The organism is Cylindrospermopsis curvispora GIHE-G1, from assembly GCF_014489415.1.
In the GTDB taxonomy this organism is placed as follows: domain Bacteria; phylum Cyanobacteriota; class Cyanobacteriia; order Cyanobacteriales; family Nostocaceae; genus Raphidiopsis; species Raphidiopsis curvispora_A.
The window spans coordinates 343277-369061 of record NZ_CP060822.1 but is presented as its reverse complement, the minus strand read 5'-3'; the positions used below and the strand labels follow the sequence as shown (position 1 = coordinate 369061).

Genomic DNA, 25785 nt, shown 5'->3' with positions numbered 1-25785 from the left:
TGAGGAACGGGGGGTGTTGGGTTTCATACTTCAACCCAACCTACGTTCATCTTATATTTAATTCCACCCACCCACTTATAACATTACAATTACCAAAGGTAGTTTTGTAGTATGATAGTAAAATAAGTTTTTGAAAACTTGCTAGTACCTTGTGATATGCCAGAAAAAAATTTCCCAGACCAAAGCACCCGATTGTTTTCTCACCTCAAATTTGATCGAGAGCAGTTAAATCATCAACCGGGTAGCCTTTTAGGTAGCACAGCTTTAATTACTGGAACTACCATTGGTGCTGGTATTCTTGCCCTACCTGCAGTTACCCTACCATCGGGTGTATTGCCTTCTAATGTTGCTATTTGTCTAGTTTGGATCTATACCCTATTATCAGGGTTACTAATTGCAGAAATTACTGTAAATGTGATGGGTATGGAGGGAATTGCCCACATCGGTTTTTTGGCAATTGTGGAAAAAAAATTGGGCAACCTAGGAGCAAGAATTGCAGGTGCTACTTATTTATTTGAGCACTATGCTATTTTGGTAGCATATATTAGTCGAGGTGGAGATATCCTGATCTCTACCTTTGCCAAAATAGGCAATTTAGATCAGGATTTACCCCATTGGTTAGGTACAACAACTTTTACCATATTATTTGGAGGGATGTTGTATTGGGGGAAAGAGAAATTTTTGGAAAAATTAAATAATGTGTTGGTAGGAATTGTGATTGTTTCCTTTATGGGAATATTATTTTTGGGAGTTGGTCACGTAAAAAGTTCCCTATTCCTATTCCAAAATTGGCCTGCTGTGGGTGGTGCTATTTCAGTTATTTGTGTGACCCTTTTTTATCAGAATGTTGTTCCTTTGGTGGTAAGCCAACTGGAAGGAGATATCTCCAAAATTAGAAAATCTATTATCATTGGTTCCGGTATTCCCATGATTCTATTTCTTGCCTGGAATACTGTTATTTTAGGCAGTGTAAATTTTCAATCTTGGCAAATCAACCAACCTAATGGTTCTATTTTCGACCCCTTAGAGGTTTTACAATCAGGAGAAGCAGGAGAGGTCTTAGCTATAATATTAACTGTCTTCTCCGAATTTGCCATTGTCACATCCTTTATTGGTTTTGTCTATGGATTGATTGATTTCTTTCAGGATATTTATCGTCTTAAACAGGTGGAAATTTCCCGGTTACCCATTTTCTCTCTGGTGCTGCTTCCACCTCTGAGTTTGGGTACAATCAACCCCTACATCTTTTTTATAGCTATAGAATATAGTGGTATCCTCACTATTTCAATTTTGGGTGCTATTATTCCCGCAATTATTAGTTGGCAAGAACGGGAAAAGTTAACAAATGGGATTTATCAGTCCCTAATTCCCGGTGGGAAAATCACATTGGCTATGATGATCATCATAGCAGTAACTCTAATGACAAAACAAATTACAGAAATTATTTCTCTAATCCAAATAAATATCCCTACCTTATTTCCTTCTATTAGCCATTAGCCAATTGATCACAGCTTCCACATCTGTTACCTGTTCTCCAGGTGGTAAAGGTGGACGCTTTACCATCACCACTGGTATACCCATCTCCCTTGCTGCTATGATTTTAGGGTAGGTGGCACTCCCCCCACTGTTTTTACTGACGATCGCATCTATATTATATCGGGTTAAAATTTCTCTTTCGTCTCTCAAATCAAAGGGTCCTCTGTTGAATAATATCTCTCCACAAGGAATCTTGCTATCTACCGCAGGAGGATCAATCATTCGCATTAAAAACCATATTCTCTCTAGGTGGGCAAAAGCTGCTATTTCTTGTCTACCTATGGTTAAAAAAACTCTTTTGATTGGGTTGATTTGGTTTTTAAAAACTTGGTGACTCATACTCTGGTTATGCAAAATGGCCGCAGCTTCCCTATGGTTCCCTACTTCAATCCAATTATCCCCCGCTTCTTTTTCCCAACCTGGACGATGAAATAATAATCGGGGAATCCCTACCTCTCTAGCTGCTCTGTCCGCATTCCAAGATATGCTATCCGCAAACGGATGGGTCGCATCAATTAAAATATCAATTTTTTGTTCCCGTAAATATTCTACTAACCCAGGTACACCCCCAAAACCGCCAATGCGCACGTTGGGGGGCATAACCGGATTCCTGGTTCGACCCGCCCACGATGCGATCGCCTGTATTTCCGGAATGTGATTTATTTTGTTAGTGATTTCTATGGCATCACCGGTACCACCAAGAATTAAAACCCGTATCATAAATATAAGGAAAGGTTAGTTAAAATCTTAAACCAACACCACCTTGTACTGAAACAGCTGTGGAACTACTATTACGATAAGCGTCAAAGGCAATAATGGCGTTACCAAAAATTACTGCACTGCTATTGGGTATGGTATAATCAATACCTGGTTGCAGGGCAAAACTGATTTTATTACCAACGGGGGAAGGGGTGTCACCACTGGTCAAAACCACACCTGCTCCCAAGTAAATATCAGTTTGCCAATTAATGGGAACGTCGTAGGAAACAGTGGGCACCACTGCTGTACCTTTACCAATTAGAGCTTGGGTGCGGAAGGAAACTGGAGCTTCTAATAACTTATATCGAAAGGCTAAGATTCCACCAACTTGACCGTTTTGAGTGTCCACCGTTGGTCCCACACCTACATAACTACCATAAGCTACTTGCGCTAGTGCGGGTTTTTGGTTCATCAATAAGCTAAAAACCAACCCAGTACCTAACAGAGAAACTAAGTGTTGAGTAAATTTCATATATTTCATAACAGTTTACCACTTCTTATAGTTATGGACAACGAGAATGAATTCCACCATTGGTGCAAATGAAGGCCAATTGTTGCACATCTAAGTTTTTAGCATTGCTAAAATCTACACCCTGAACAATAGCTGCTTGGGAACCAAGGTCGGAGGTTTCTACAAATCTATCTTTAGGATCCTGTTTACCAGGAAATAAGATCGCTCCCTGAAAATCCGTACCTTCCAAATTTGCTCCTCTTAAATCAGTACGACTAATATCAGCATTGCGTAGGTTAGCGTTAGTCATGTTAGCATAACGCAAAATAGCACCAGAGAGATTGGCAGCACTGAAATTGGCACTGTTTAAGTTGGCATGATTTAAATAAGATTCGGAGAGGTCTGCACCTTGCCAATTAGTTTTAGTTAAGTTGCTATGGGAAAGTTGGGACCCTATAGCAGAAACTCGAGCCAATTGAGCAGCATATAAATCAGCTTCTTGTAGTTGTGCACCGCTGATATCCGCTCCGGTCAAAATGGCATCTTGCAAGGTCGCTTGTTGTAAATCCGAACCTACAAGTTGGGCACTGCTGAGGTTAGCACCTATCAACTTGCTATTTGCTAGGTTTGCCCTGTTTAACACCGAACGACTTAGATCTACACGACTCATTAAAACCCGACTGAGATTGGCGTTAGATAGATTGGATCTTTTTAGTTGGGCTTTACTCAAGTCGGCTATAATATCATCGTAGGTGTCCCAACGACCATCTTCTCCCACACTACGAAAACGACTACCTTTAAAACTAGCTTGGTTAAGATTGGCGGATTTGAGTATAACTCCAGATAAATCTACATTTTCTAGGATTAATGGGGATTGGGAATTTTCTTCGGCATTTTGCGGACCTAGTTGAATTTCCGTTAAATCCAAGTTGTGAGTTTTGCCACTATAAACCGCTAATATTTTGTTGATAGTCTGTTGGTTGATGTTTAACAGTTGTTCCCCCATACTACTAGAAATAGCACCGGATTTGATTTCTTTGCCAATGAACTGGTTGACCCGTTTTAGTTCCGGTAGGGATGTGATTCCTATATTAGATAATGCTTGTTGGATAGTATTCAATATGCTGGGATCAGTTTCTTTAGTCAGTAAATCCACTAGATACTTGATTGACTGGAGATCATTAACTCCACCCATGGCAAGAATTGCCCGTTGGCGTTCCTCAATGCCAGTACCAGACTGGGGGTTAATTTGTTTGTTCAGTTCTAGGAAGTTTTGATTGTTTACCAGCTGGGTTTGTCTTTCATTGGCCTGGTTTTGAATATATATTTGTGTACCCACCAGGGTTGACAATAGGGCTATTATACCCGTTGCACCTACTACAATCAGGGTCAGATTGGGGGGAAAGTTAAAGGTAAAATTGGCAATGGGGTGAGATGGGGAACTTTCTGTTAGTTGTTTACCAGTGATTGCTATATTAATATCTAGGGTGTATGTATCAGCTAACTGATCATGGATGGCACGTTTGCGAGAATTAATACCCATGCCTTCTGCTATTACCATTACCAGAACCAAAAATGTAAATAGTTCCAGGTTAGGAAAGGCAAAACTATAACGCCACAATACATAAGCCATACTCACTGGAACACCCCAACGTCCTATTCCTTCACGAATGATAATGGCTTTAAAACCGGGGGGTTTTCCTTCTTTGTTAACTACCTTGATTCCTAATTTCTTTTTGACAAGGGTGCTACCTGTTGTAGCTAATAAGTATAATTGCCAACCTCCAATAGTAATAGGTGTTAACAAACCTATAGTCCATAAAAAATTGGTGGGACTGGCTACATTGCGAATACCATAATTAACTGGTAGGGCTAATGGCTGTGCGATCGCTCTTTCTATTCCTGCTAAAACTGGATTTAAAGGTGTTCTTTGTAAATCGGTTTGGGAATTAATATAAGCCCCAATACTAAAGGGAATAACCCCACTAGCTGTCACTAAGGTTATTTCTGCTAACCAAGCGAGCAAGCGTCTTGCTGGTAGGGGTAGGGATTTGGTTTTTCGTGGTTGGGGAGACGGACTAGATTGATTATCCATTGACGAGTTCGTATATAGTTGAACTATACTTGAAGTAAATAGGTTAAGGCTTATTGAATAAGTTTTTGTTAAGTAAAAACCTATAACCAAGATATAATAACACCCCCAACACTGCTAGACTGATAATGGAAATTAACAGTCTAAATACTGTTTGTAAGGTGATAAAACATAATATGACGGTAATGGTAGCAACAGCGATCTTTTTCATAGTGGACAAACCTTGAAACCAAGTTTGGTATTGATTCCAATAGTTGTTGACCTGATTAATAACATTTTGACGCAGTTGTGTACCTTGTGGTCGATCAGAGTAAAATGAATTAATTTCCGATTTTAACTCTTGGATGCGACGTTTCCATTCTTCTTGTGGTTGAGAACTCATGATGTTTTATCACCGCCCTGTAAATTTACATGTACATATAAATCTACAATTGAATAGGGGAGAAGGTCAACAGGATCTTACCCACAGTCAGGATTTTCCATTTCTACCGTAATATTTCAGGATAGTTTATCACCGCAGTTGAGGATATTTTTCAGATAGGTTGATTTCCTGTTCGTATTGACTGGTATTGATTAGTATTCAATAAATACTGTACCTAACACGATAAAACCGGGAACAAAACTTGAGTGGTTTAGTCAAACTAACCAAAATTTTTATCCAAGAGTTGACAAATACAAAGGCGAACATGAAAACAGTAAAATTACTAACCTTTCTTACAGTTAACCTCCTCATGGGTTTGCCATTGAACCAGGTCGTGGTAGCACAACAGGGAGTTATCGAGATTAAACAGGAACTTTCTCCGGATCCACTAGTTATTAGTGGGAACTCCCGAGCAAGAGTTAAAAAGGACTGTGGCCTTATCCCTAGCCAACCCAACCAAATTATTGTGGTCAAAGAATCTATACCCTATCTGAGACTCACACTGGAAGGGGAAGGAAAAGCCACATTACTAGTTGATGGCCCGGGTGGACGTTTTTGTATGTTACCAGACGGAAATCAACCAGAAATGACTGGATTTTGGTCCCCTGGAGAGTACAAGGTATATGTGGGAAATCTATCCCCAGGAAGCTATGTTTATAAGGTTCATCTTTCTCGGTTCAAGAACTCGCCAAACTCTCCACCTTAGCTGAAAGTTGGAAAAAGCCTCCCAAACTTGAGTAAGATGAATAAAATGGGAGGAATCGCAAATTCAATAGTGTTTCACTCAGATTAAAAAGACTAATATGGAACTAGACAAATTAACCAGGTTTAAAGACTACGGTGAATTTATCCTTCGTAAAATTGACTCTGTACCTCTCCATCTGTCTGAGCAGGAAGATTGGATTCCCTCCCGTTTAGATGAGTGTTTGCTGCAGTTACGAGGTGCAGCTGAAAAAACAGTGGAAATGGCTAACTCTCCTGTGAAAATTGGTGTAATGGGTGAGTTTAGCAGTGGCAAAAGTTTGTTATTGGGTAGTTTAATTGGTTATGCGGATGCTCTACCAGTTAGTGAAAATCCTACGACGGGAAATGTCACTGCTATTCATATTCAACCACAGGAGAATTTTAGTACTACTCAAGTAACTAGTTATGGTGTTGAGTATTTATCCCATGAGGGTGTGAATGAATGTTTACATTTTATGTTATCGGAAGCTAATCGCCGTGCGGTTGCTGCTGGGTTACCACCTTTACAGGTTGGTAAAATTAAAACTGGTAAGGATATTTCTTCTTGGTGTGAGGAAGCTTGGCAAAGCTCTAATAATTTGGAACTGCGCTATTTATTACGAGAGTTAATATTATTTTTACGTTCTTATCAAGCTTATGGTGAATCTCTATGCGATAAAATCTATACTATTGATGCCAAAACTGCCAAAAATGGTCTACAGTTAGTTGAATTGCCTATGGCAATTCAAACGTTACGATTTGAGGATTTACCCCCAGCTCAGATTAGATTGCCCAAAGCTCCACAAATTTTGCCATCCCAATTATTACAAAATAGTTTTCCCTTGATTCGGAGAGTGGATATTCAGGTGAAAATATCTAGGGAAATTTGGGATTTGACTGGAGCAGAAGAATTTGTTCTGTTGGATTTTCCTGGTTTGGGTGCGGCCAATTCCGGTGCTAGAGATACTTTTCTTTCTTTACGAGAATTGTCCCAGGTACAAACTATTTTGGTGCTATTAAATGGCAAATCCCCAGGGAGCGATCGCGCCAATAAGATATTTACGATGATGCAGCAACAACGTCCGGGTCAAGATTTAAAGGATTTAATTTTGGTAGGGGTAGGACGTTTCGATCAATTACCTTTAGAGAATGAAGGGGGGGAAAGAATTTTAGACAGTCTAATTGCTGAGGAGTACCATGGTAAAGCTTTAGAAACTGAAGTAGTTTTAGAAAATTTAAAAATTTTGGAAACTATTATTGATAGTGGGAGAGCTTTTACCAGTGAAGATGAAAGAATTGTTCTATTATCGCCATTGTTGGGGTTAGCGGAATTATCTAAACGTTCAACTAAGGTGAAAGCTGGTTCGGATGAATTTTTAGCAAATATAGATTATCCCGATTATCTGGAACGACCGAAAAAATTACAAGAAAAGTGGGGAAGGTTAAGCCAGAAATTATTAACCCAGGATTCCCGCAGTATTTTGGGTAGACAATTGGATTATTTTGCTCGGGATGGAGGTGTGAGCAAGTTAAGGGAATTGATTCAAAATCATGTGAATACCCATGGTTTAAAACAGTTATATGAAGATACTCGTAGATCGGCGGATCTTATTCGTCAACAACAGGAACAATTGAAAGATATTGTGTCTGAAATTCATGCCCAAGGCGTACCTGCTGCTGATAGTCAAGCCCTAGTTGATTTGCGATTGGCCATTGAGAGTTTGGATAAAATCTACCGCAATTTTCGTAGAGATTTGGGTAAGGAACCTCTAAAAGATAGACGTGGTTTAGTAGTGAGTAGTATTATCAAAGATGAATTAACTTATCAAATTCTCAATTGGAATCAGTGGACTTTATTATTTAATAAATTGCAAGGTGGTAGAATTGCCTTGGTAGAATCTAAAGGTGCAGCGGGAAAACTATTCGATCGCGCAGATCGTGGAAGCAAGGTTAATAATACATTACCCACCAAAAGTGATGATTTCTATCCTGTTTTTGCCCAAACTATTAAAGATATGGAAAAATTTGCCAGAGATTGTATTAGACAAGCTGTAATAGATTTATTGGTCAAATTAACTAATACCATCAATCTGGAGTCAGAATTGGGATCAGAAAAATTAGCGCTCAATCCCGAACTGGAAGAATTGATAGAAGATAAGTTTGGAGCAGAAGCAGCAGACCTATTTTATAGACTGTTGTTGGCATCAAAACCAAATCAATGGAAGGAGGCAATTATTGAGGAAATAGAGAACCAAGATAAACCCATAATACCGGAAAATATATTTCCCCTAGCCAAACAGGATGAAAAGCATGATACAGGACAAGTATTTGATTGGTCCGGGGAAAGAAGTCAATATTTGTCTAGCAGTACAAATCACCAAGTTTTTATTTTACGATTAAGAGATGAAATTATTACTAGTGCTAGTTTACATCTGGTTCAATATGTGAGTGAAGTAAACCGACAGATAAATTTAGAATTGGAGGGAATTTTAGATCAAATTATCCCCAGTTTGCAAAACTTATTGAAAAAAGAAGAACTACTTAGATATATTGCTGCTGGAGACACAACCCTAGAATTGACCATACCTACCTGGTTAGAAATTCTCAGCGATATTGCATCTATTGACCAGCAACGTATCTATGAGTACACTTAAAGTAGTTTTACCTGTAGTAACAATAAAAATCAATAACAAATAAACTATGAACAATTTTGAACTGGACACTTACCTTAACCGATTAAGTCAGAAACTAAGTGAAAACCTAAATGAAGACTCTCACAAGAGATTTCCGGGCTGGTTGGCAGTGGATTTTGGCACTTCTAACTCTACAGTAACACTATTTGACCCTATTGAAGTGCCAATTGCAGAAACCCTACCTAGAGAACAAGAAGTAAGACTGCGTCAGCGGTTGGGGGAATGGTTAAACTCACCTCCCCATTTAGCTCTACCAGATATTGGTGTGAACGAATGGGAAAAATTCCTGGTTAATCTGAGTAGGAATTTGGAAATTCCACCAGAAACAATAGGGGAAATTTTTGAAAACGACCATAAAGAAAAATTTCTAGAAGCTCTGCGTCAAATCGAACTATGTTTGGGAAACAGTGAAAGATTTCGTCGTGCTGTCAGTAAAAAACTCTATCAAATATATCATGAGGTTTTTCGCGTTCCTACCCTGGAGTCCCAAAATTTGATTCCAGTGGTTTTGGATTTTAATAGAAGACAAACAGAAATTCCTAGTGAAATAGAAATCTGTAAAATACAACCATTGAAATTGCAAATGGGTAGAGCTGCAAGAGATAACCGCAAAAAGGCGATTGCCCAGGGGACAATTCCTGCAGTTAAAGATATTATTAGTAGATTTCATCATTCACCAAAACGATATTTTGGGCAAAATCGCACTTTTCCTGTGGTGATAAATGAGGGAGAAAAAAATGATCTAGAAAATAACAACATTGAAGTTCACCAATTAATTCAAGCAGCATGGGCACACCTCATTGAATTAACCGAAGACTATCGTCAACGTGCAGGTAGAAGATTTTCTCAAGGAGACTTATTAACAGCGGTGGTCACCTATCCCACAGTTGCTCCTCCGGTGGTGCGAAAGGAGATTAAAGCACTAGTAGAAGAATTAGGGTTGGATGATGTGCAAACGGCCTATGACGAAGCTGTTTCCGTAGCCATATTCTTTTTATGGCGAGAATTTGGTGGCAATTTGAATATTGGTATTGAATCATTTAAAACCCGTTGTCGTCAGGAAAAAAATAACTGGTCCCAAAATGTTCTGGTATTAGACATTGGTGGAGGTACAACCGACCTAGCATTAATCAAACTCACCTTAGAAGATAAAACCCCTGTTTTTGCCAATAGTGAGGATAGAGGTTTGGGAGGACGTTATTATAAACTGACACCAAAATTATTGGGTTCTTCAGGACATTTACAATTAGGTGGGGAATTAATTACCTTACGAGTTTTTCGACTGTTAAAAATTGCCCTAGCTGATTTTTTATTAACAGCGGTTACCGATGGCAATATAACCAGTGATAAGCTAGAAGACTTAATTAATTCAGAACTCAACGAGCGATTTTTACAAGATGGCAAATTCAAAAGTGGCAGTTTATTAAAATGTGTGGATAAAGAGAATCCAGAAGGGGATGTTGCTTTCAAAGACGCTTTAGACACCGCTGAAAAAGTCTTACCAACTCGATGGCAACAAGCTCCTCAACGTCTCCAAACCTTCTATACTCTGTGGGAACATGCAGAATCGGCCAAATTAAAATTAGGGGAGAAAGGATCTGAAGATGGTTTATTAACCTTTACCCTCAATGAGCAAGAAATTAGCGAGTTGCTTTTACAAAGTGGGGTGAAATTTCAACTGGTTAGTGCTGATTCTATTTACCTAACTATAAACGCCCAACAATTTCAACGTTGTGCTATTTCTAGTATTAGAGAAGCTATAGGAATCGCCAAAGGACTGATGGAAAGTCGTTTAAATGGAGATGAAAAGGTAGATTGGTTAATTCTCTCAGGTAAAACTTGTAATCTGGATTTGGTGAAAACCCAAATTTACCAAGAATTTAGCAAATCTCCCTACTTTATCTGGAATCCAGAACGGATTACCTTTGTCCTAGAATTCACTAAGTTGGCAACTTCTGCTGGTGCTTGTTATGCGGAAAAATTAAGAAGGTTAAGATTTGATCCTGAAGCTTCTAAAAATTTACTGCGCAAGGGAGCAAATCAGCTGGAAATAGATGTGAAAAATCTCTTTTATTATTTACCGTGCAACTTCAAGCGCAAAACCCAAACTCAGGAGTTATTATCTATTTTTAATGCTGGACAAGAACTCTATCAACTTATCCCTTGGGAAAGTGTCGCTAAGGTAAGAACAACCTGGCAAGGTATTCAGTTAACTAATATCATCTATCGTCAAGATTACCAAGATGGGGAATTACGTCTTTGGGGTAGTTTGGATGGTAAAACTCTCATGGAAAATTTGAGAATGGAAGAAGCTGAATTTCTCAAAAAAATTCAAGTCCAATTTGAAATTGACCAAACTCTTCAATTTACTGTTTTACTCTGTCAAGGTAGTCCCCATTATTTAATAGATGTGCCAGGAATTGATATCAATTCTGTCATTGACCCCCATTCAACTGGTTCTGATATATTTGTTGATGGAAAATTAAAATGGAATATTGCTCTTATAGGGGATTATGAAAATTTAAAAGATGGTGATATTGCTATCAATGTCTTAGAATCTGCTACAGTGGATCAACCGGATGCCTATCATTTAGTCTTTGCAGTTGACAACAGTCAAAATCAGATATTAGAAACGTTTCATTACTTACAAGATGGAAGCCAAGAAACTGGAAAGGGATTAATTAGTAGTCCTTTACCACCATTTCCCCAAAATGGTCAACATAATTTCTATATCTGTCAAACTGATAGTTTGACCAAGACTAAAAAATGGATCCGTATTGGATCCCTTAGCAAACCAGAAATCTCTACAGATTACCCTTGTCAATACTATGTCACCCTAGATAGTAAGGGGATATTAAGAATGCACCCAGGAGCAGTTCCCTACTGGATATCCCATAGTCTGGAATCTTTGCAACAACCAGGATGTGTTTATTTTACTGACTTGGAATTACAACCCAATGAAATTGATAAGGAACGAGACCCCTTTTGTGGTGTGCATTAAAACTATATTTTGTCATATCTTTACATAATCATGATTCCACATCTACAACATCTACAACAATTATTAGCAACTCAAGATTCGGTTATTTCTCAACTATTGAGGTTTAACCTATACGGACTCAAGGAGACCCTAGGACAGGCCAAAACAGCATATCCCGCAGATCCAGGCAATGATTTATGTTCCCAGGTCATTGGGGAAATAGATGGTCTTTTACAGTTGAAGTCTGTTGGGGAGGTTGAAGATGTTGAATTCACAATCCATGATTCCACATCTGGTCAATTACTGACAGAATTAAGGGAAATTTTTAATTCTGATTTAGAGGTCAGGTTTTACTTGGGAGATCAACCTTTACACAGTGATAATGACTGTGATCTCTGGAATGAAATTCACCGCAAGTTGCTGCGCTTACCAGAAGATTTGGCTACAATCTGGAAAAATCGCACTCTGGAAATTGCCAAAAGGTTCGGTGCTATGGAAGATTATGTGAATCTTCGTTATTTACCTTTTGTGCGCGATGAAATTATTTATCCCGGTCTAAGTGGCACAATCGTCTCTCCCGGACTCTCTTTGTCTAAAAAAGCTTTGCTCAAATCAAACCTGGCTCAATCACATAACTCCGATACTTGGCATTTTTTAACCGGTTTCCTCTCCTTATATACTAGTTTCATTGATCTTGATCCCGATCTACATCACGCCCTCAAAAGTGTCTTTAGCTTTGATGTTATTTCTTTTAAATCTCATCCCGAACAAAAGCAATTATATCTGGAAGCATTTAGCGATCGCCTGCAACGTAACCAAAAACTTAATGATGATTCCACCAGTATCATAAATTTACGCAGTTGGCTAGATCTAGATGAAGCAATACATTCCCTAGTATTTGTCCCCCCAGCAGAAAGATATTCCTGGTGGGGAAAACTACAACAAGAATCAAGACGTATACTCAAAAAAATGGCTGATCAAGCTACGAAAGCAGGTAATAACATCAAGATCAAGCAACTATCAGGACTATATGCTGATATTTGCCAGTACGCTAAGGATGATTTACAACTGGAGGATGGGGGAACTCCAGGAGAGGTTTTATCTTGCCTCCGCTTATATGCAAAAGTAAATGAGGAAGAATATCCAGGAAGAGTAATATATAGGGCTTGTTAAAACAGGGATTTTTAACTCACTCATCAAGTTATAAAATTCAGAAGAATGATTTTTTGAGCCTTGAGTGATAAGGACATCAATTCAAAACTCAAAATTTCATTCAACTGCATGGCTATGGCTTTAAGCCATTTGATTTTCAATTGCCCAGCGTGCTAGCTCAGTACGATTATGCAGGTTAGTCTTACCCAGCATATTAGACACATGGCTTTCAACCGTACGTTGACTGACATTTAATTCCTCAGCAATTTCCCGATTTGCTAAACCCCTAGCCACAAATTGAACTACTTTTAGTTCCGTGGGGGTCAATTGAACATCAAAAGGAACTTGGATGCGAGAACCAGGTTCCCCTACTTTAGTTTGATGTTCTTTCCAGCGACTGGTTTGCTTGAGTGAGGATTCTACTTGGGCCACAAGTTCTTCTGGTTCAAAGGGTTTGACCATATATACGTCAGCTCCCTTATTTAACCCTTTTACCCTGTCCGCACTTTGTCCTTTCGCTGACAGAAAAAGGACGGGTACCCAACTAGTCCGCTCGTTTTGTCTCACCTGTTCAACAAAGGTATAACCGTCCATTTCTGGCATCATCACATCACAGATGATCATATCGGGAATATCCTGTTCTAAAACACCTAGAGCTGTTCGCCCATTTTCAGCTGTTAGAACGTCATATCCCCTAAATCCTAGATAGTCTCTGACTAGCAGAATTAAATTAGGATCGTCATCAATCAGTAAAAGTCGTTTTTGGTCTTTCATGCTGAATTCTTTTATAGCGTTGGCATTTTTCGCGCTTAGATCCTTCCCGGGATGGGATGGAGGAGCTTCTTTCCACCTAACTCATTCCTGTTGGTTGTGGTTTGTGAGGGTGGTTGTTACTCCTTACATAATACTAGTAACTTAATGACAAAGGTCTAGTAAGGATACGGAGAGCAAAAGTATTTATAATGCGCTATTATATTTTCCTTTGCCAGAAACGGGTACAAGAATCTGATTTAATCATTTTGACAAGTTCAGTGTTGAGCCAAAGATGATCTTTACAACCCTACCTGCATTTCTATTAGGTTACTATTGCCCATACAATATCCAGTTTTTAGCGTTGAAGTTAAATCACACAAGAAAATAAAATTGGAGAACCGATTTTACATTTCTATATCTGTTTAACTCTTGCTAAAGGATTTACCTTTAGTGGTTGAACGCCACAACTCCCTATCCTCTCGGCAGTTAACGCCTCTGAGGAATACATTCTAATTATGTTCAGGCTACTATTGAGGTCTGCATTAATAACCTGACCATTGGCGGATCTAAATAGTCCTCGATGTAATCTTTCCCCCAAATATTTTTGATGTTTTGCTATGGGTTCAAAATCCCAAGCAGAGCACTTGCTGGTGTATGCCTCATTAACTGTGATTAGTTCAATCTGTGCTAGTCGGCATTTGTGTTCCAGTATATCAATGAGTCTACTATGGGGTATTGGCATAAAGTTGTGTCTCTTGCTTGTACCCATCCTAGTCTCTTTTTCCCATTCATCGTTCTTTCCCACTACTAAGGTTTTAATACCATTAGACTTGAGATAATTGATTACGATAGAGGATGTCTGATGAAGATAGTTATCTACTCGGTTATGATGTTTGATGGTTATTCCACCCAATCTTTGACTGGGTTGACTCTCAGACTGATAAGATCCTATTAGATCCCGCTTTCTGTTGAACAGTCGATTGAGGGATTTCAACGGTTTACCATTCACCAATAAAGGTCTAATAGTTGAACTATTAGTTGTCAAGGCAACCAGGTTATTAACTCCTAAGTCTATACCAGCTATAACTGGTGTAGATTTAGTTGTAGGCTCTTGCACCTCATAAATGAACTTGAGGAGGTATGAACCATTATTCCTGGGAATAATCATGGCTTCCACCAGTTTTCTAGCCTTACCGATGGAATCGTTCACTTCACCCTCAAATAGACCTTCAAATAACTGGCACATTCCTTGGACTAGAGATGGTTGATCCATGGTTGGACAACCCTGATATACATTGTATACGACAATTGGAAAGCGTCCCTTAATTTTGTGTTTGTAATTGGGGATTTTTGGTGGATCCACATATTTAGATGGATTAGCTTGCCAATCTTGCCAAGATCTGATATAGTTTTTCCACCTTCGTAATACCTGTCTAACTACTGACAAACCTCTGTGAGTAACTGCTATCTCCTGATAAGCTCTGGAACGAAATACTAAGCCATATAACTTCCCACTAGAAAGTATCTTGCCCGTTTTAAAGAAAGACTGCCTTAGATAATAGGTACACAAATTGTAGAGATTTTTGGCTCTAAAGCAGATTAAATCACATCCCTGCCAATGTTTATCATTTTTGTAAATGGGATGCATTTTAACTAACTGCATCTAGTTTTCTCCTGCAAGTAGAATGTGGAAATTGACGAAATTTGGTTGCACCAATAGCCAAAAGTTGGGAACTCCTGTATTGTTACTCATTCAAGGATTCCTTGACTACATTTCTATAACAATTTTCCTCATTTGGAAATAAAGTTGTTCATATAAAAATATTCACTACTTACGCAACAGAACCAGACAACTAGAATAATTCAGTATTTACGCTCAATTAGTAGGTAATAAATATGGCTAAGTATGGGGTGGAAAAGCAAAAATCCAGTTGATTCTGTTTTCCTCACCTATTGGGAATTTATCTGGTTCGGAAACCCGTACAGATAAGATTGTTGCCATTTGTGGTCTTTTTTCGGTACATTAGCACTCAGGAGTTGAGAGTGCTAATCAACGACATTTAAAGATAAGGAAAAAATATGGCAGCAGTATCTCTAAGCGTATCCACAGTTAAGCCCCTAGGCGATCGCGTGTTTGTAAAAGTCACAGCAGCTGAAGAAAAGACAGCAGGTGGTTTATATTTGCCCGACACAGCAAAAGAAAAGCCCCAGGTAGGGGAAGTAGTAGCTTTAGGACCTGGTAAGCGTAATGATGACGGAACCCGTCAAGAAATTGAGCTGAAAGTAGGGGACAAAGTACTATATTCCAAGTATGCAGGTACAGACATCAAACTGGGTACAGACGAATTTGTACTACTTTCTGAAAAAGACATTCTAGCAGTAGTTGGGTAATAGTAGTTGGGTAGGAGAACGAACTACCCTAGAAACTACCCTAAAAAGTTGATAGTTAACACATAAGCAATTCAAGAAGTAAACAGATTATGGCAAAGCGCATCATTTACAACGAAAACGCCCGTCGAGCTTTGGAAAAAGGTATTGACATTTTGGCCGAAGCTGTAGCTGTGACCCTAGGTCCCAAAGGACGTAACGTAGTTCTAGAGAAGAAATTTGGCGCACCACAAATTGTTAATGATGGTGTCACCATTGCTAAAGAAATTGAATTAGAAGACCATATTGAGAACACAGGCGTTTCCTTGATTCGCCAAGCTGCTTCTAAAACCAACGATGCTGCTGGTGATGGTACCACCACAGCCACCGTATTGGCCCATGCAATTGTGAAGGAAGGTCTCCGTAACGTTGCTGCTGGTGCTAATGCGATTCAGTTAAAGCGTGGTATTGATAAAGCCACAGCATTCTTAGTAGACAAGATTGCGGAACATGCTCGTCCCGTGGAAGATTCCAAAGCCATTGCACAAGTAGGCTCCATTTCTGCTGGTAACGATGAAGAAGTGGGTCAAATGATTGCGGAAGCAATGGATAAAGTGGGTAAAGAGGGTGTGATTTCCTTGGAAGAAGGGAAATCCATGACCACAGAATTGGAAATCACCGAAGGTATGCGTTTTGATAAGGGTTATATTTCCCCTTATTTTGCTACCGACGCTGAGCGCATGGAAGCAGTATTTGACGATCCTTATATTCTTCTTACCGACAAGAAGATTGCCCTAGTGCAGGATTTAGTACCTGTGTTAGAGCAAGTAGCACGTCAAGGTAAACCCCTAGTCATCATTGCTGAAGACATTGAAAAAGAAGCTCTAGCTACCCTAGTAGTTAACCGTCTACGCGGCGTACTGAACGTAGCAGCAGTGAAAGCTCCTGGTTTTGGGGATCGTCGTAAAGCCATGTTAGAAGATATTGCGGTTCTAACTGGTGGACAAGTAATCACAGAAGATGCTGGTTTAAAACTAGAAAACACCAAACTAGATAGTTTAGGTAAAGCGCGCCGCATCACCATTACCAAAGACAACACCACCGTTGTAGCTGAAGGTAATGAAGCTGCAGTAAAAGCTCGTTGCGAACAAATCCGTCGTCAAATGGATGAAACTGAATCTTCCTACGACAAAGAAAAACTGCAAGAGCGTCTAGCCAAACTTTCTGGTGGTGTAGCAGTAGTCAAAGTTGGTGCAGCTACGGAAACCGAAATGAAGGATAAGAAGCTGCGTTTAGAAGACGCTATCAATGCTACCAAAGCTGCTGTAGAAGAAGGCATAGTTCCTGGTGGTGGTACAACCCTAGCTCACCTAGCACCCCACTTAGAGGAATGGGCCAATAAAACCTTAACCAGTGAAGAGTTAACAGGTGCTTTAATAGTTGCCCGTGCCTTACCTGCTCCTTTAAAGAGAATTGCAGAAAACGCTGGACAAAACGGTGCTGTAATTGCTGAAAGAGTGAAAGAGAAAGAGTTCAACGTAGGGTTTAACGCTTCTACCAACGAATTTGTTGATATGTTAGCTGCGGGTATTGTGGATCCTGCGAAGGTAACCCGTTCTGCACTGCAAAATGCTGCTTCTATTGCTGGTATGGTGCTAACAACCGAGTGTATTGTGGTTGACAAACCAGAACCCAAGGAAGCTGCTCCTGCTGCTGGTGCTGGTATGGGTGGTGGAGATTTCGACTACTAATCTCTAATGTAGGGGAAGGTTTCACCCTTTCCCTAATTAAGTGGATGGGTAGAATTAAATATAAGATGAACGTAGGTTGGGTTGAAGTATGAAACCCAACACCCCCATGGGTTACGCTCCTACTTATGATTTGTGGAATATTAGAAGGAAGCTGCTCCTGCTAGTGGAGATTTCGACTACTAATCTCTAATGTGGGGGAAGATTTGACACCTTCCCCCAAGTGGGTAAGTGGAATTAAATATAAGATGAACGTAGGTTGGGTTGAAGTATGAAACCCAACATCCCCATGGGTTACGCTCCTACTTATGATTTGTGGAATATTAGCGAGAAGGAAGCTGCTCCTGCTAGTGGAGACTTGGACTACTAATCCCTAATGTGGGGGAAGATTTGACACCTTCCCCCAAGTGGGTAAGTGGAATTAAATATAAGATGAACGTAGGTTGGGTTGAAGTATGAAACCCAACACCCCCATGGGTTACGCTCCTACTTATGATTTAAGGAATATTAGCGAGAAGGAAGCTGCTCCTGCTAGTGGAGACTTGGACTACTAATCCCTAATGTGGGGGAAGATTTGACACCTTCCCCCAAGTGGGTAAGTGGAATTAAATATAAGATGAATGTAGGTTGGGTTGAAGTATGAAACCCAACACCCCCATGGGTTACGCTCCTGCTTATGATTTAAGGAATATTAGCGGGATAGCACCAGATTGCTAGTTAATGTAATAGCCAAATCCTGTTCTGGGCGTAGAACAAACACATCAGCCCTGTTTTTTCTCAGTAACACACTGGCTAAAGCGCCCGCTGCTGCACCACCAATGGGTTCTAAAACCTCCACCTTTTTATTACCAGTGACCAGAGCGATCAAGGTTGCTGCACCAGCACCAATAGCAGCATCGGTTAAAATTTGACCGGTGTTACTTCCCTTAGTGATGGTTTCAGTTTTAGTGATGGTTCTGGAGTTGGCACTAATTGGTTGGGTTTTACCATTAGGAAACACCAATTCTGTAGCGACGAATCTTACCCCCCTTCTATTATTGCCACCTAAATTAACCGGTGTCAATTCTCCTGTTACCTCGCTATTAGCAGGGATTAAGATATTTCTATTACTATCCATAATATCATTAGCTATTCTCAGGGTCAGGGGTATTCTTTCCCCCGGTTGGAGAATTATTTTTTCTTTTTCATAGGTTACAGGTAGGGTCACATTAGCTGGAATGGTAATCGTGCGCGGTTGGTTAAAGTTAAATTGTGCTTGAGCAGGATTAGGGTAGATCCAGGGAATAACAGCCCCTGTGTTAATGGCTATGGTCATTAGTGTAGCTGCAGTTGCTTTCCAAGTTATTAGACCACTCATAAGATATTACCAATAATTGTCTTGGATAGTATGACCTAATCCTGGCAAAATAGGTTCCAAATAATAACCCGCCCTAGGGCGGGTTATTAGAGTTTAACAGGTTACTAAGTCAATGTTGAGCTTAGAAGCTGAAGGTAGTACGTATTGTACCTACATAGATATTGGGGTTATTTTTGTTGTGTTCAGGATCTAGGATGACTAACACACCTGGGGTAATGAGAACATTGTCAGAAACCTTGATTTTATACAAGCCTTCTAAGTGGAAGGAAGTATCAGTTTCTCCGTTTATATTGGTGGTTACACCAGCAGCATTTCTGGTTTTACCACCAGTAAATTTGGGAGGTTGACCGAAGACGAAACCAAGGGTGTTGCCTTCTCTCAGGAAGTCTTTAATTGCCACATTACCAGTCCAGTACCAATAATCGCGACTGGTGGGAGTACCTCCCAAGGTGCTAGCAGTTGTGTAGCCTGCCCAACCGCCTAATGAAATGCTAGGAGTAGCTTTTAGGTTCAATGCCACACCGTAGTGATTGGCTTCAGTTTTCACACCAGTAGTACCAACTGAGTAAGAACCACCTGTACCACCTGTACTATCAAAAATAGATGTAGAGGTATTTCTACCATTACTATCGACTAGTGGAGGTGTCAGGTAAGTATGAGCATAAGTGATACCGAGATTAACAGCCTGATTTGGTTTAAAGGCCAACTGACCAAAAATGGTGCTGTCGCCCTCGAAAAGTCCTTTATTGGGACCTGGATCGGATGCAGTAGCATTACCCCTAGCATAATAACCAGCACCCAAGGTGATAGCGTCATTAGCTTTGAGGTTCACTGCAATACCAGATCCACTAGCAGCTTGGCGATAGATGGGGCTAAAACGTCCATAACGGGAAATGGAACCTGATCCACTGCTCTTAAAGTCAGGGTTAAAGGCTTCAAAGTTGTCATCTAGGTCAGCACCTATGGCATCAACCTTCACACTAAGATTGGGAAAGGGGTTGAAGGTGTAGTTGATTTTGTCAATTACTACTGCATTGCTATTGTTACCATCATAGCTTGAGCGGGCCATGTTAGTATTTGTACCACCTGCTGATGCAACTCTATTCGCAAATTGGTCAGGTGTCTCATTAGCTGGAATGCTTCCAACAGGTTGACTACTTGTATTGCGTGTCAGTCCTGCGTTACTCAAGGGAGAGATATTCCCAGCATTTAACCTAGTTTGCAACCTATCCTTACCGCTAAAGCTGCTTTCCAAAGTCAACCTTACCCGGTCAGAGAACGTGAAGTTGGAATTTAGGTCTGTACTCGGACTACCAGCTACACCCTTTCCAAAAGCTTGGCTCAGACCAAAAATAGCTTCACCCTTCAACTTGGTGGTGGTGGAGAACTGATTAGCTTCCAACTCACCAGTACGTGCTTCCAACGCATCAACTTGACCACGGAGAGTAGCCAATTCAGCGGAAAATTCTTCTTGTAAACGCTGTAAGGTAGCCAAATCTTCTTTTCTAACTGCATCAGCCGTTGAAGAAGCAATTAGCTCACTAACTCTTTCTAAACAAGCGTTTAAACTAGCCGCGAATTCAAAGCGGTTTAGGGTGCGGTTACCACGGAATGTACCATCGGGATAACCAGAAATACAATTATAACGCTCAACTAAAGACTGTAATGCTTGGAACGCCCAATCTCTCGGTTGTACATCACGAAACTGGGAAACGGATGTTGTCTGACTAATCTTATCAGACGACAATTGAGCAACGCTAGTGGTTGGCTCTTTCACTTCATTTGCTAATACGCTGTTGGCAGAAAGGATGGTAGCTGCAACAACGGGACTCACTCTGAGAACATTCCAAAATAGTTTTGTCATGTTTTTACCTTTTCTCACACCTAAAAAAATAGTTTTGACATTTTACTGCCCCGTTTAAGGACAGAGACTTTTAAGAGATTCCCACTCTCAACGGCCGTGCCAAATAGTCCGTGGGCACTCCGCCTAAAGCATCGTGCTTACTTTTGAGGGGTCGGGGAATTACATACCACATCCTCATTGACCACTATACACTATTTTTGTTCCGGAACACAAATTATAATTTTGATTTTGTTATAGCTCTTATAGTGTAGCCATCTGCAACAGAGGGGAGCCAAGCCAGAACGGCTATCCTGCGCTCACCGGTGTGCTAAGTATTTTGGCTCAAGCCATTATTTTGGCAGTCAATTTGTCTCCTATCCCCATCCAACCGGAGAATAATACTGCGTTTAGGACGTGATATTTTTCCCTGGGTCTCAAATTTCCGCAACAGTCTAGTTATTGTCACCCTTGTTGTGTTCAACACCTCTGAAATATCTTGATGGGTCAGGTTCAAATCAATCAACTTGCCCTGTTCCAAATCCCTACCAAATTTATCCCCTAACCACAGCAAAAAATGCCACAATCTTAATGATGTGGGTTGACAATGGAGAATATGTAAAATTTGTTCTGTCTGTTGAATATGAGAGAGCAAGGCCTCAATATGCTCATGCCACAAATGAGGTGGTATAATTGTTGCTTGTACACTGGTTAAACACTGAATTTGATAAGGTGTCACTTTTGATAAAGCATGACCAGTAATATCTCCAGGTCCCCAGTAACCTAGGGTGATAGCTGTGCCCTCTTCATTCCAGGTCAATGTGCGCACTACACCACGCTCAATCCGCCACAGAACGTCATTTCTGACCGGAATGATTGAGTGCTGGGTAAGTATCTGTTGCGGCAAACTCTTTCTTGGTAGATGGATGATATTTTCAGTAGGGTTCATTGCCAGAAATGCCAGAAGGGTTTATTAATAGAGGTTAGTCACTGCAATGTTAAATGGTTACATCTTATATAATTGTTAGGCTTTATAATCAGTTGTTAAGTTCGACAAACTTTAGCTATGTGGCTTAAAGGCAATTTTTAGGGCCCATCACCTTTTGGCTAAAGCCATAACATATTGTTTGACAATATGTGACTAAGTAGGGAGGCACAATTATTTGTAGGATGGGTTGAGGAACTAAACCCATGCGGGTGTTGGGTTTCATGCTTCAACCCAACCTACGTTGATCTTATATTTAATTCCACTGACCCACTTACAATAGCAAAGATTAATAATTAAAAGGTTAAGAATGAGTTATCATCCGGTAAAAAATTGAAACCAGCTTAATATCCCCCGGTGTCCCTTATGTCTGGGAGTTGGGATTCAATCCCACATTCCGCACCCTAGGGGAGCGATCGCACTGCTGCAACTTGAAAAACTCTGAGAGTCGGTTGAGAGCTGACTCTAACAGGAGGAGAGTTTTTAAAAACCCCCGAGGTCATTCTGGTGCAGGTAATAGTTTATTCGAGTGTAGTAATATCAATACCCTTAGCTTTTAATCGTGATAATAAAGTTTGATACTTTATTTGTTCCTGTTCTTTAAGAAATCTTTCTCGTTCTGCACGTTGATTTGCCTGTTCTGCATAATTACTCAATTCCACAGGACTAAGAAACCTACTCCCATCTGGATAATAGATGACTAATTCATCTCCAGTCATGTCAAATGTTATATTCAATCTTGGACTAGTCCAAGTGGTAAAATTCTCAATTTCTTTAAACGAATTATTTTCCCTAATGCATACTTCTAGACTAATCCCATCTGGGTCATACACATAATACTCTTCCACTCCATATTTGAGATAAAAGAGCTTTTTTTTCGTCATCTCACTATCACTATTACTGGGAGATAAAATTTCAAAAACCACCTGGGGAGGAATATTATTCTCTTCCCACTGTTGATAAGACCCCCGGTGTCCCTTGGGTCTACCAAACACTACCATGGTGTCAGGAGCCAGTTTAATTTTGTTACTACCCTTTACTGGATACCAAAACAAGTCCCCGGCCACAAACACATCCGGATTAGACTTAAATAGTATTTCTAAATTCTCCTTGATTTTGACAATCCATGTAAATTGCCTAGTGTTATCCGCCATGGGTTCACCATCACTTTCTGGGTAGACAATTTCAGGCGCGATCGTCTCCCCAACCTGATTAACGTTAGATTTTATCACCCCCAGTTGAGTTTTTGGTGCAATTTGCCTCACCATATCTATACCTCCCATTCACTTTGGTACTGACTCAATCGGTTTAATTTACCATAACATGGTTTGTGTAGGAGTATTGAGTTTAATCAACCCAAACTACAATATGACAAAACTAGTCAGTTTTAACTGACTTGAGCTTTGAGACCGGGAATTGATTGTCTCCCCCACGGACAGTCTCCAGGTGTGGATTAATTCAAACAATAACAGGTAATTGACGATCTCCCATAGGGAGTGCTTTTAGTCTAAACTCCAGTTTTTAAAAACCCCCAAGGGTATTCGAGTGCAGGTAATAGTTTATTCGAGTGCAGTAATATCAATACCCTTAGCTTTTAATTGTGCTAGTAAAGTTTGATACTTTAGTTGTTCCTGCTCTTTGAGAAATCTTTCTTGTTCCGCACGTTGAGTTTCCTGCTCTTTAAGAAATCTTTCTCGTTCTACACGCTGATTTGCCTGTTCTGCGCGCTGACTTTCTTGTTCTGCGCGTTGATTTGCCTGTTCTGCGCGCTGACTTTCTTGTTCTGCACGTTGACTTTCTTGTTCTGCATAATTACTCAATTCCACAGGACTAAGAAACCTACTCCCATCTGGATAATAGATGACTAATTCATCTCCCGTCATATCAAACCGTATATTCAATCTTGGACTAGTCCAAGTAGCAAAATTCTTAATTTCTTTAAACGAATTATTTTCCCTAATGCATACTTCTAGACTAATCCCATCTGGGTCATATACATAATACTCTTCCACTCCATATTTGAGATAAAAGAGCTTTTTTTTCGTCATCTCACCATCACTATTACTGGGAGATAAAATTTCAAAAACCACCTGGGGAGGAATATTATTCTCTTCCCACTGTCGATAGGACCCCCGGTGTCCCTTGGGTCTACCAAACACTACCATGGTGTCAGGAGCCAGTTTAATTTTGTTACTACCCTTTACTGGATACCAAAATAAGTCCCCGGCCACAAACACATCCGGATTAGACTTAAATAGTATTTCTAAATTCTCCTTGATTTTGACAATCCATGTAAATTGCCTAGTGTTATCCGCCATGGGTTCACCATCACTTTCTGGGTAGACAATTTCAGGCGCGATCGTCTCCCCAACCTGATTAACGTTAGATTTTATCACCCCCAGTTGAGTTTTTGGTGCAATTTGCCTCACCATATCTATACCTCCCATTCACTTTGGTACTGACTCAATCGGTTTAATTTACCATAACATGGTTTGTGTAGGAGTATTGAGTTTAATCAACCCAAACTACAATGTGACAAAACTAGTCAGTTTTAACTGACTTGAGCTTTGAGACCGGGAATTGATTGTCTCCCCCACGGACAGTCTCCAGGTGTGGATTAATTCAAACAATAACAGGTAATTGACGATCTCCCATAGGGAGTGCTTTTAGTCTAAACTCCAGTTTTTAAAAACCCCCAAGGGTATTCGAGTGCAGGTAATAGTTTATTCGAGTGCAGTAATATCAATACCCTTAGCTTTTAATTGTGCTAGTAAAGTTTGATACTTTAGTTGTTCCTGCTCTTTGAGAAATCTTTCTTGTTCCGCACGTTGAGTTTCCTGCTCTTTAAGAAATCTTTCTCGTTCTACACGCTGATTTGCCTGTTCTGCGCGCTGACTTTCTTGTTCTGCGCGTTGATTTGCCTGTTCTGCGCGTTGGCTTTCTCGTTCTGCACGTTGAGTTTCCTGCTCTTTAAGAAATCTTTCTTGTTCTGCACGTTGACTTTCTTGTTCTGCACGTTGACTTTCTTGTTCTGCATAATTACTCAATTCCACAGGACTAAGAAACCTACTCCCATCTGGATAATAGATGACTAATTCATCTCCCGTCATATCAAACCGTATATTCAATCTTGGACTAGTCCAAGTGGTAAAATTCTCAATTTCCCTAAATGAGTCATTTTCCCTAATGCATACTTCTAGACTAATCCCATCTGGGTCATACACATAATACTCTTCCACTCCATATTTGAGATAAAAGAGCTTTTTTTTCGTCATCTCACTATCACTATTACTGGGAGATAAAATTTCAAAAACCACCTGGGGAGGAATATTATTCTCTTCCCACTGTCGATAGGACCCCCGGTGTCCCTTGGGTCTCCCAAACACTACCATGGTGTCAGGAGCCAGTTTAATTTTGTTACTACCCTTTACTGGATACCAAAACAAGTCCCCGGCCACAAACACATCCGGATTAGACTTAAATAGTATTTCTAAATTCTCCTTGATTTTGACAATCCATGTAAATTGCCTAGTGTTATCCGCCATGGGTTCACCATCACTTTCTGGGTAGACAATTTCAGGCGCGATCGTCTCCCCAACCTGATTAACGTTAGATTTTATCACCCCCAGTTGAGTTTTTGGTGCAATTTGCCTCACCATATCTATACCTCCCATTCACTTTGGTACTGACTCAATCGGTTTAATTTACCATAACATGGTTTGTGTAGCAGTATTGAGTTTAATCAACCCAAACTACAATGTGACAAAACTAGTCAGTTTTAACTGACTTGAGCTTTGAGACCGGGAATTGATTGTCTCCCCCACGGACAGTCTCCAGGTGTGGATTAATTCAAACAATAACAGGTAATTGACGATCTCCCATAGGGAGTGCTTTTAGTCTAAACTCCAGTTTTTAAAAACCCCCAAGG

General features: G+C 40.1%; 19 protein-coding genes. 7 read left to right on the top strand and 12 right to left on the bottom strand.

Going from position 1 to position 25785, the window contains the following annotated elements:
* The first annotated feature begins 156 nt into the window (after window positions 1-156).
* Window positions 157-1497: an amino acid permease gene (locus tag IAR63_RS01770; RefSeq protein WP_187706365.1), complete on the top strand. Its 1341-nt coding sequence runs from the start codon at window positions 157-159 to the stop codon at window positions 1495-1497.
* Here the strand turns inward: IAR63_RS01770 and IAR63_RS01765 are convergent.
* The 4 genes from IAR63_RS01765 to IAR63_RS01750 are packed head-to-tail and all read right to left on the bottom strand — an operon-like array spanning window position 1474 to window position 5220.
* Window positions 1474-2256, bottom strand: coding sequence for a cobalt-precorrin-6A reductase (locus IAR63_RS01765; protein WP_187706364.1), 783 nt, complete (start codon window positions 2254-2256; stop codon window positions 1474-1476). The genes IAR63_RS01770 and IAR63_RS01765 overlap by 24 nt on opposite strands.
* A 19-nt stretch (window positions 2257-2275) precedes the next feature.
* Window positions 2276-2767, bottom strand: a complete 492-nt coding sequence (locus IAR63_RS01760; protein ID WP_187707315.1) for a hypothetical protein — start codon at window positions 2765-2767, stop codon at window positions 2276-2278.
* Window positions 2768-2798: 31 nt separating this feature from the next.
* Window positions 2799-4841: a pentapeptide repeat-containing protein gene (locus IAR63_RS01755; RefSeq protein WP_187706363.1), complete on the bottom strand. Its 2043-nt coding sequence runs from the start codon at window positions 4839-4841 to the stop codon at window positions 2799-2801.
* Between the two features lie 43 nt (window positions 4842-4884).
* Complete coding sequence (locus tag IAR63_RS01750) at window positions 4885-5220, bottom strand: hypothetical protein (protein WP_187706362.1); 336 nt, start codon at window positions 5218-5220, stop codon at window positions 4885-4887.
* A gap of 304 nt (window positions 5221-5524) precedes the next feature.
* Between IAR63_RS01750 and IAR63_RS01745 the strand changes: the two genes are divergently transcribed.
* The 4 genes from IAR63_RS01745 (at window position 5525) to IAR63_RS01730 (ending at window position 12828) form a co-directional block, all read left to right on the top strand.
* Window positions 5525-5965 carry a hypothetical protein gene (locus IAR63_RS01745; RefSeq protein WP_235678324.1) on the top strand — a complete coding sequence of 147 codons (441 nt, stop codon included), beginning with the start codon at window positions 5525-5527 and terminating at the stop codon, window positions 5963-5965.
* Between the two features lie 97 nt (window positions 5966-6062).
* A complete protein-coding gene (locus tag IAR63_RS01740; RefSeq protein ID WP_187706360.1) occupies window positions 6063-8636 on the top strand; it encodes a dynamin family protein in 2574 nt (857 codons plus the stop codon).
* Window positions 8637-8682: 46 nt separating this feature from the next.
* Window positions 8683-11676, top strand: a complete 2994-nt coding sequence (locus IAR63_RS01735) for an acetate and sugar kinases/Hsc70/actin family protein (protein ID WP_187706359.1) — start codon at window positions 8683-8685, stop codon at window positions 11674-11676.
* A gap of 30 nt (window positions 11677-11706) precedes the next feature.
* Window positions 11707-12828, top strand: a complete 1122-nt coding sequence (locus IAR63_RS01730) for a hypothetical protein (protein ID WP_187706358.1) — start codon at window positions 11707-11709, stop codon at window positions 12826-12828.
* Window positions 12829-12948: 120 nt separating this feature from the next.
* Here the strand turns inward: IAR63_RS01730 and IAR63_RS01725 are convergent, their stop codons facing one another.
* Both IAR63_RS01725 and IAR63_RS01720 read right to left on the bottom strand, forming a co-directional pair.
* Complete coding sequence (locus IAR63_RS01725; RefSeq protein ID WP_006278397.1) at window positions 12949-13581, bottom strand: response regulator transcription factor; 633 nt, start codon at window positions 13579-13581, stop codon at window positions 12949-12951.
* 391 nt (window positions 13582-13972) lie between these two features.
* Window positions 13973-15223, bottom strand: coding sequence for an RNA-guided endonuclease InsQ/TnpB family protein (locus tag IAR63_RS01720; protein WP_187706357.1), 1251 nt, complete (start codon window positions 15221-15223; stop codon window positions 13973-13975).
* 416 nt (window positions 15224-15639) lie between these two features.
* On the opposite strand from IAR63_RS01720, the gene groES reads away from it, so the two are divergent.
* Together groES and groL are read left to right on the top strand one after the other, a co-directional pair.
* The gene (gene groES, locus IAR63_RS01715) at window positions 15640-15951 is read left to right on the top strand and encodes a co-chaperone GroES (protein ID WP_006278399.1); all 312 of its coding nucleotides are present in this window, start codon (window positions 15640-15642) and stop codon (window positions 15949-15951) included.
* An 89-nt stretch (window positions 15952-16040) separates the two neighbouring features.
* On the top strand, window positions 16041-17678 hold the full coding sequence (gene groL, locus IAR63_RS01710) for a chaperonin GroEL (protein ID WP_006278400.1): 1638 nt from the start codon (window positions 16041-16043) through the stop codon (window positions 17676-17678).
* Between the two features lie 688 nt (window positions 17679-18366).
* Here the strand turns inward: groL and IAR63_RS01705 are convergent.
* The 6 genes from IAR63_RS01705 to IAR63_RS01680 form a co-directional block, all read right to left on the bottom strand.
* The gene (locus IAR63_RS01705; RefSeq protein WP_187706356.1) at window positions 18367-19032 is read right to left on the bottom strand and encodes a TraB/TrbI/VirB10 family type IV secretion system protein; all 666 of its coding nucleotides are present in this window, start codon (window positions 19030-19032) and stop codon (window positions 18367-18369) included.
* Window positions 19033-19153: 121 nt separating this feature from the next.
* Window positions 19154-20896: an iron uptake porin gene (locus IAR63_RS01700; protein ID WP_187706355.1), complete on the bottom strand. Its 1743-nt coding sequence runs from the start codon at window positions 20894-20896 to the stop codon at window positions 19154-19156.
* A 307-nt stretch (window positions 20897-21203) separates the two neighbouring features.
* Window positions 21204-21821, bottom strand: a complete 618-nt coding sequence (locus tag IAR63_RS01695; RefSeq protein WP_187706354.1) for a Crp/Fnr family transcriptional regulator — start codon at window positions 21819-21821, stop codon at window positions 21204-21206.
* A 557-nt stretch (window positions 21822-22378) separates the two neighbouring features.
* Window positions 22379-23125, bottom strand: coding sequence for a Uma2 family endonuclease (locus IAR63_RS01690; protein WP_187707314.1), 747 nt, complete (start codon window positions 23123-23125; stop codon window positions 22379-22381).
* 291 nt (window positions 23126-23416) lie between these two features.
* Window positions 23417-24289 carry a Uma2 family endonuclease gene (locus IAR63_RS01685; RefSeq protein WP_187707313.1) on the bottom strand — a complete coding sequence of 291 codons (873 nt, stop codon included), beginning with the start codon at window positions 24287-24289 and terminating at the stop codon, window positions 23417-23419.
* Between the two features lie 291 nt (window positions 24290-24580).
* Window positions 24581-25531: a Uma2 family endonuclease gene (locus IAR63_RS01680; protein ID WP_235678323.1), complete on the bottom strand. Its 951-nt coding sequence runs from the start codon at window positions 25529-25531 to the stop codon at window positions 24581-24583.
* Window positions 25532-25785: the final 254 nt, after the last annotated feature.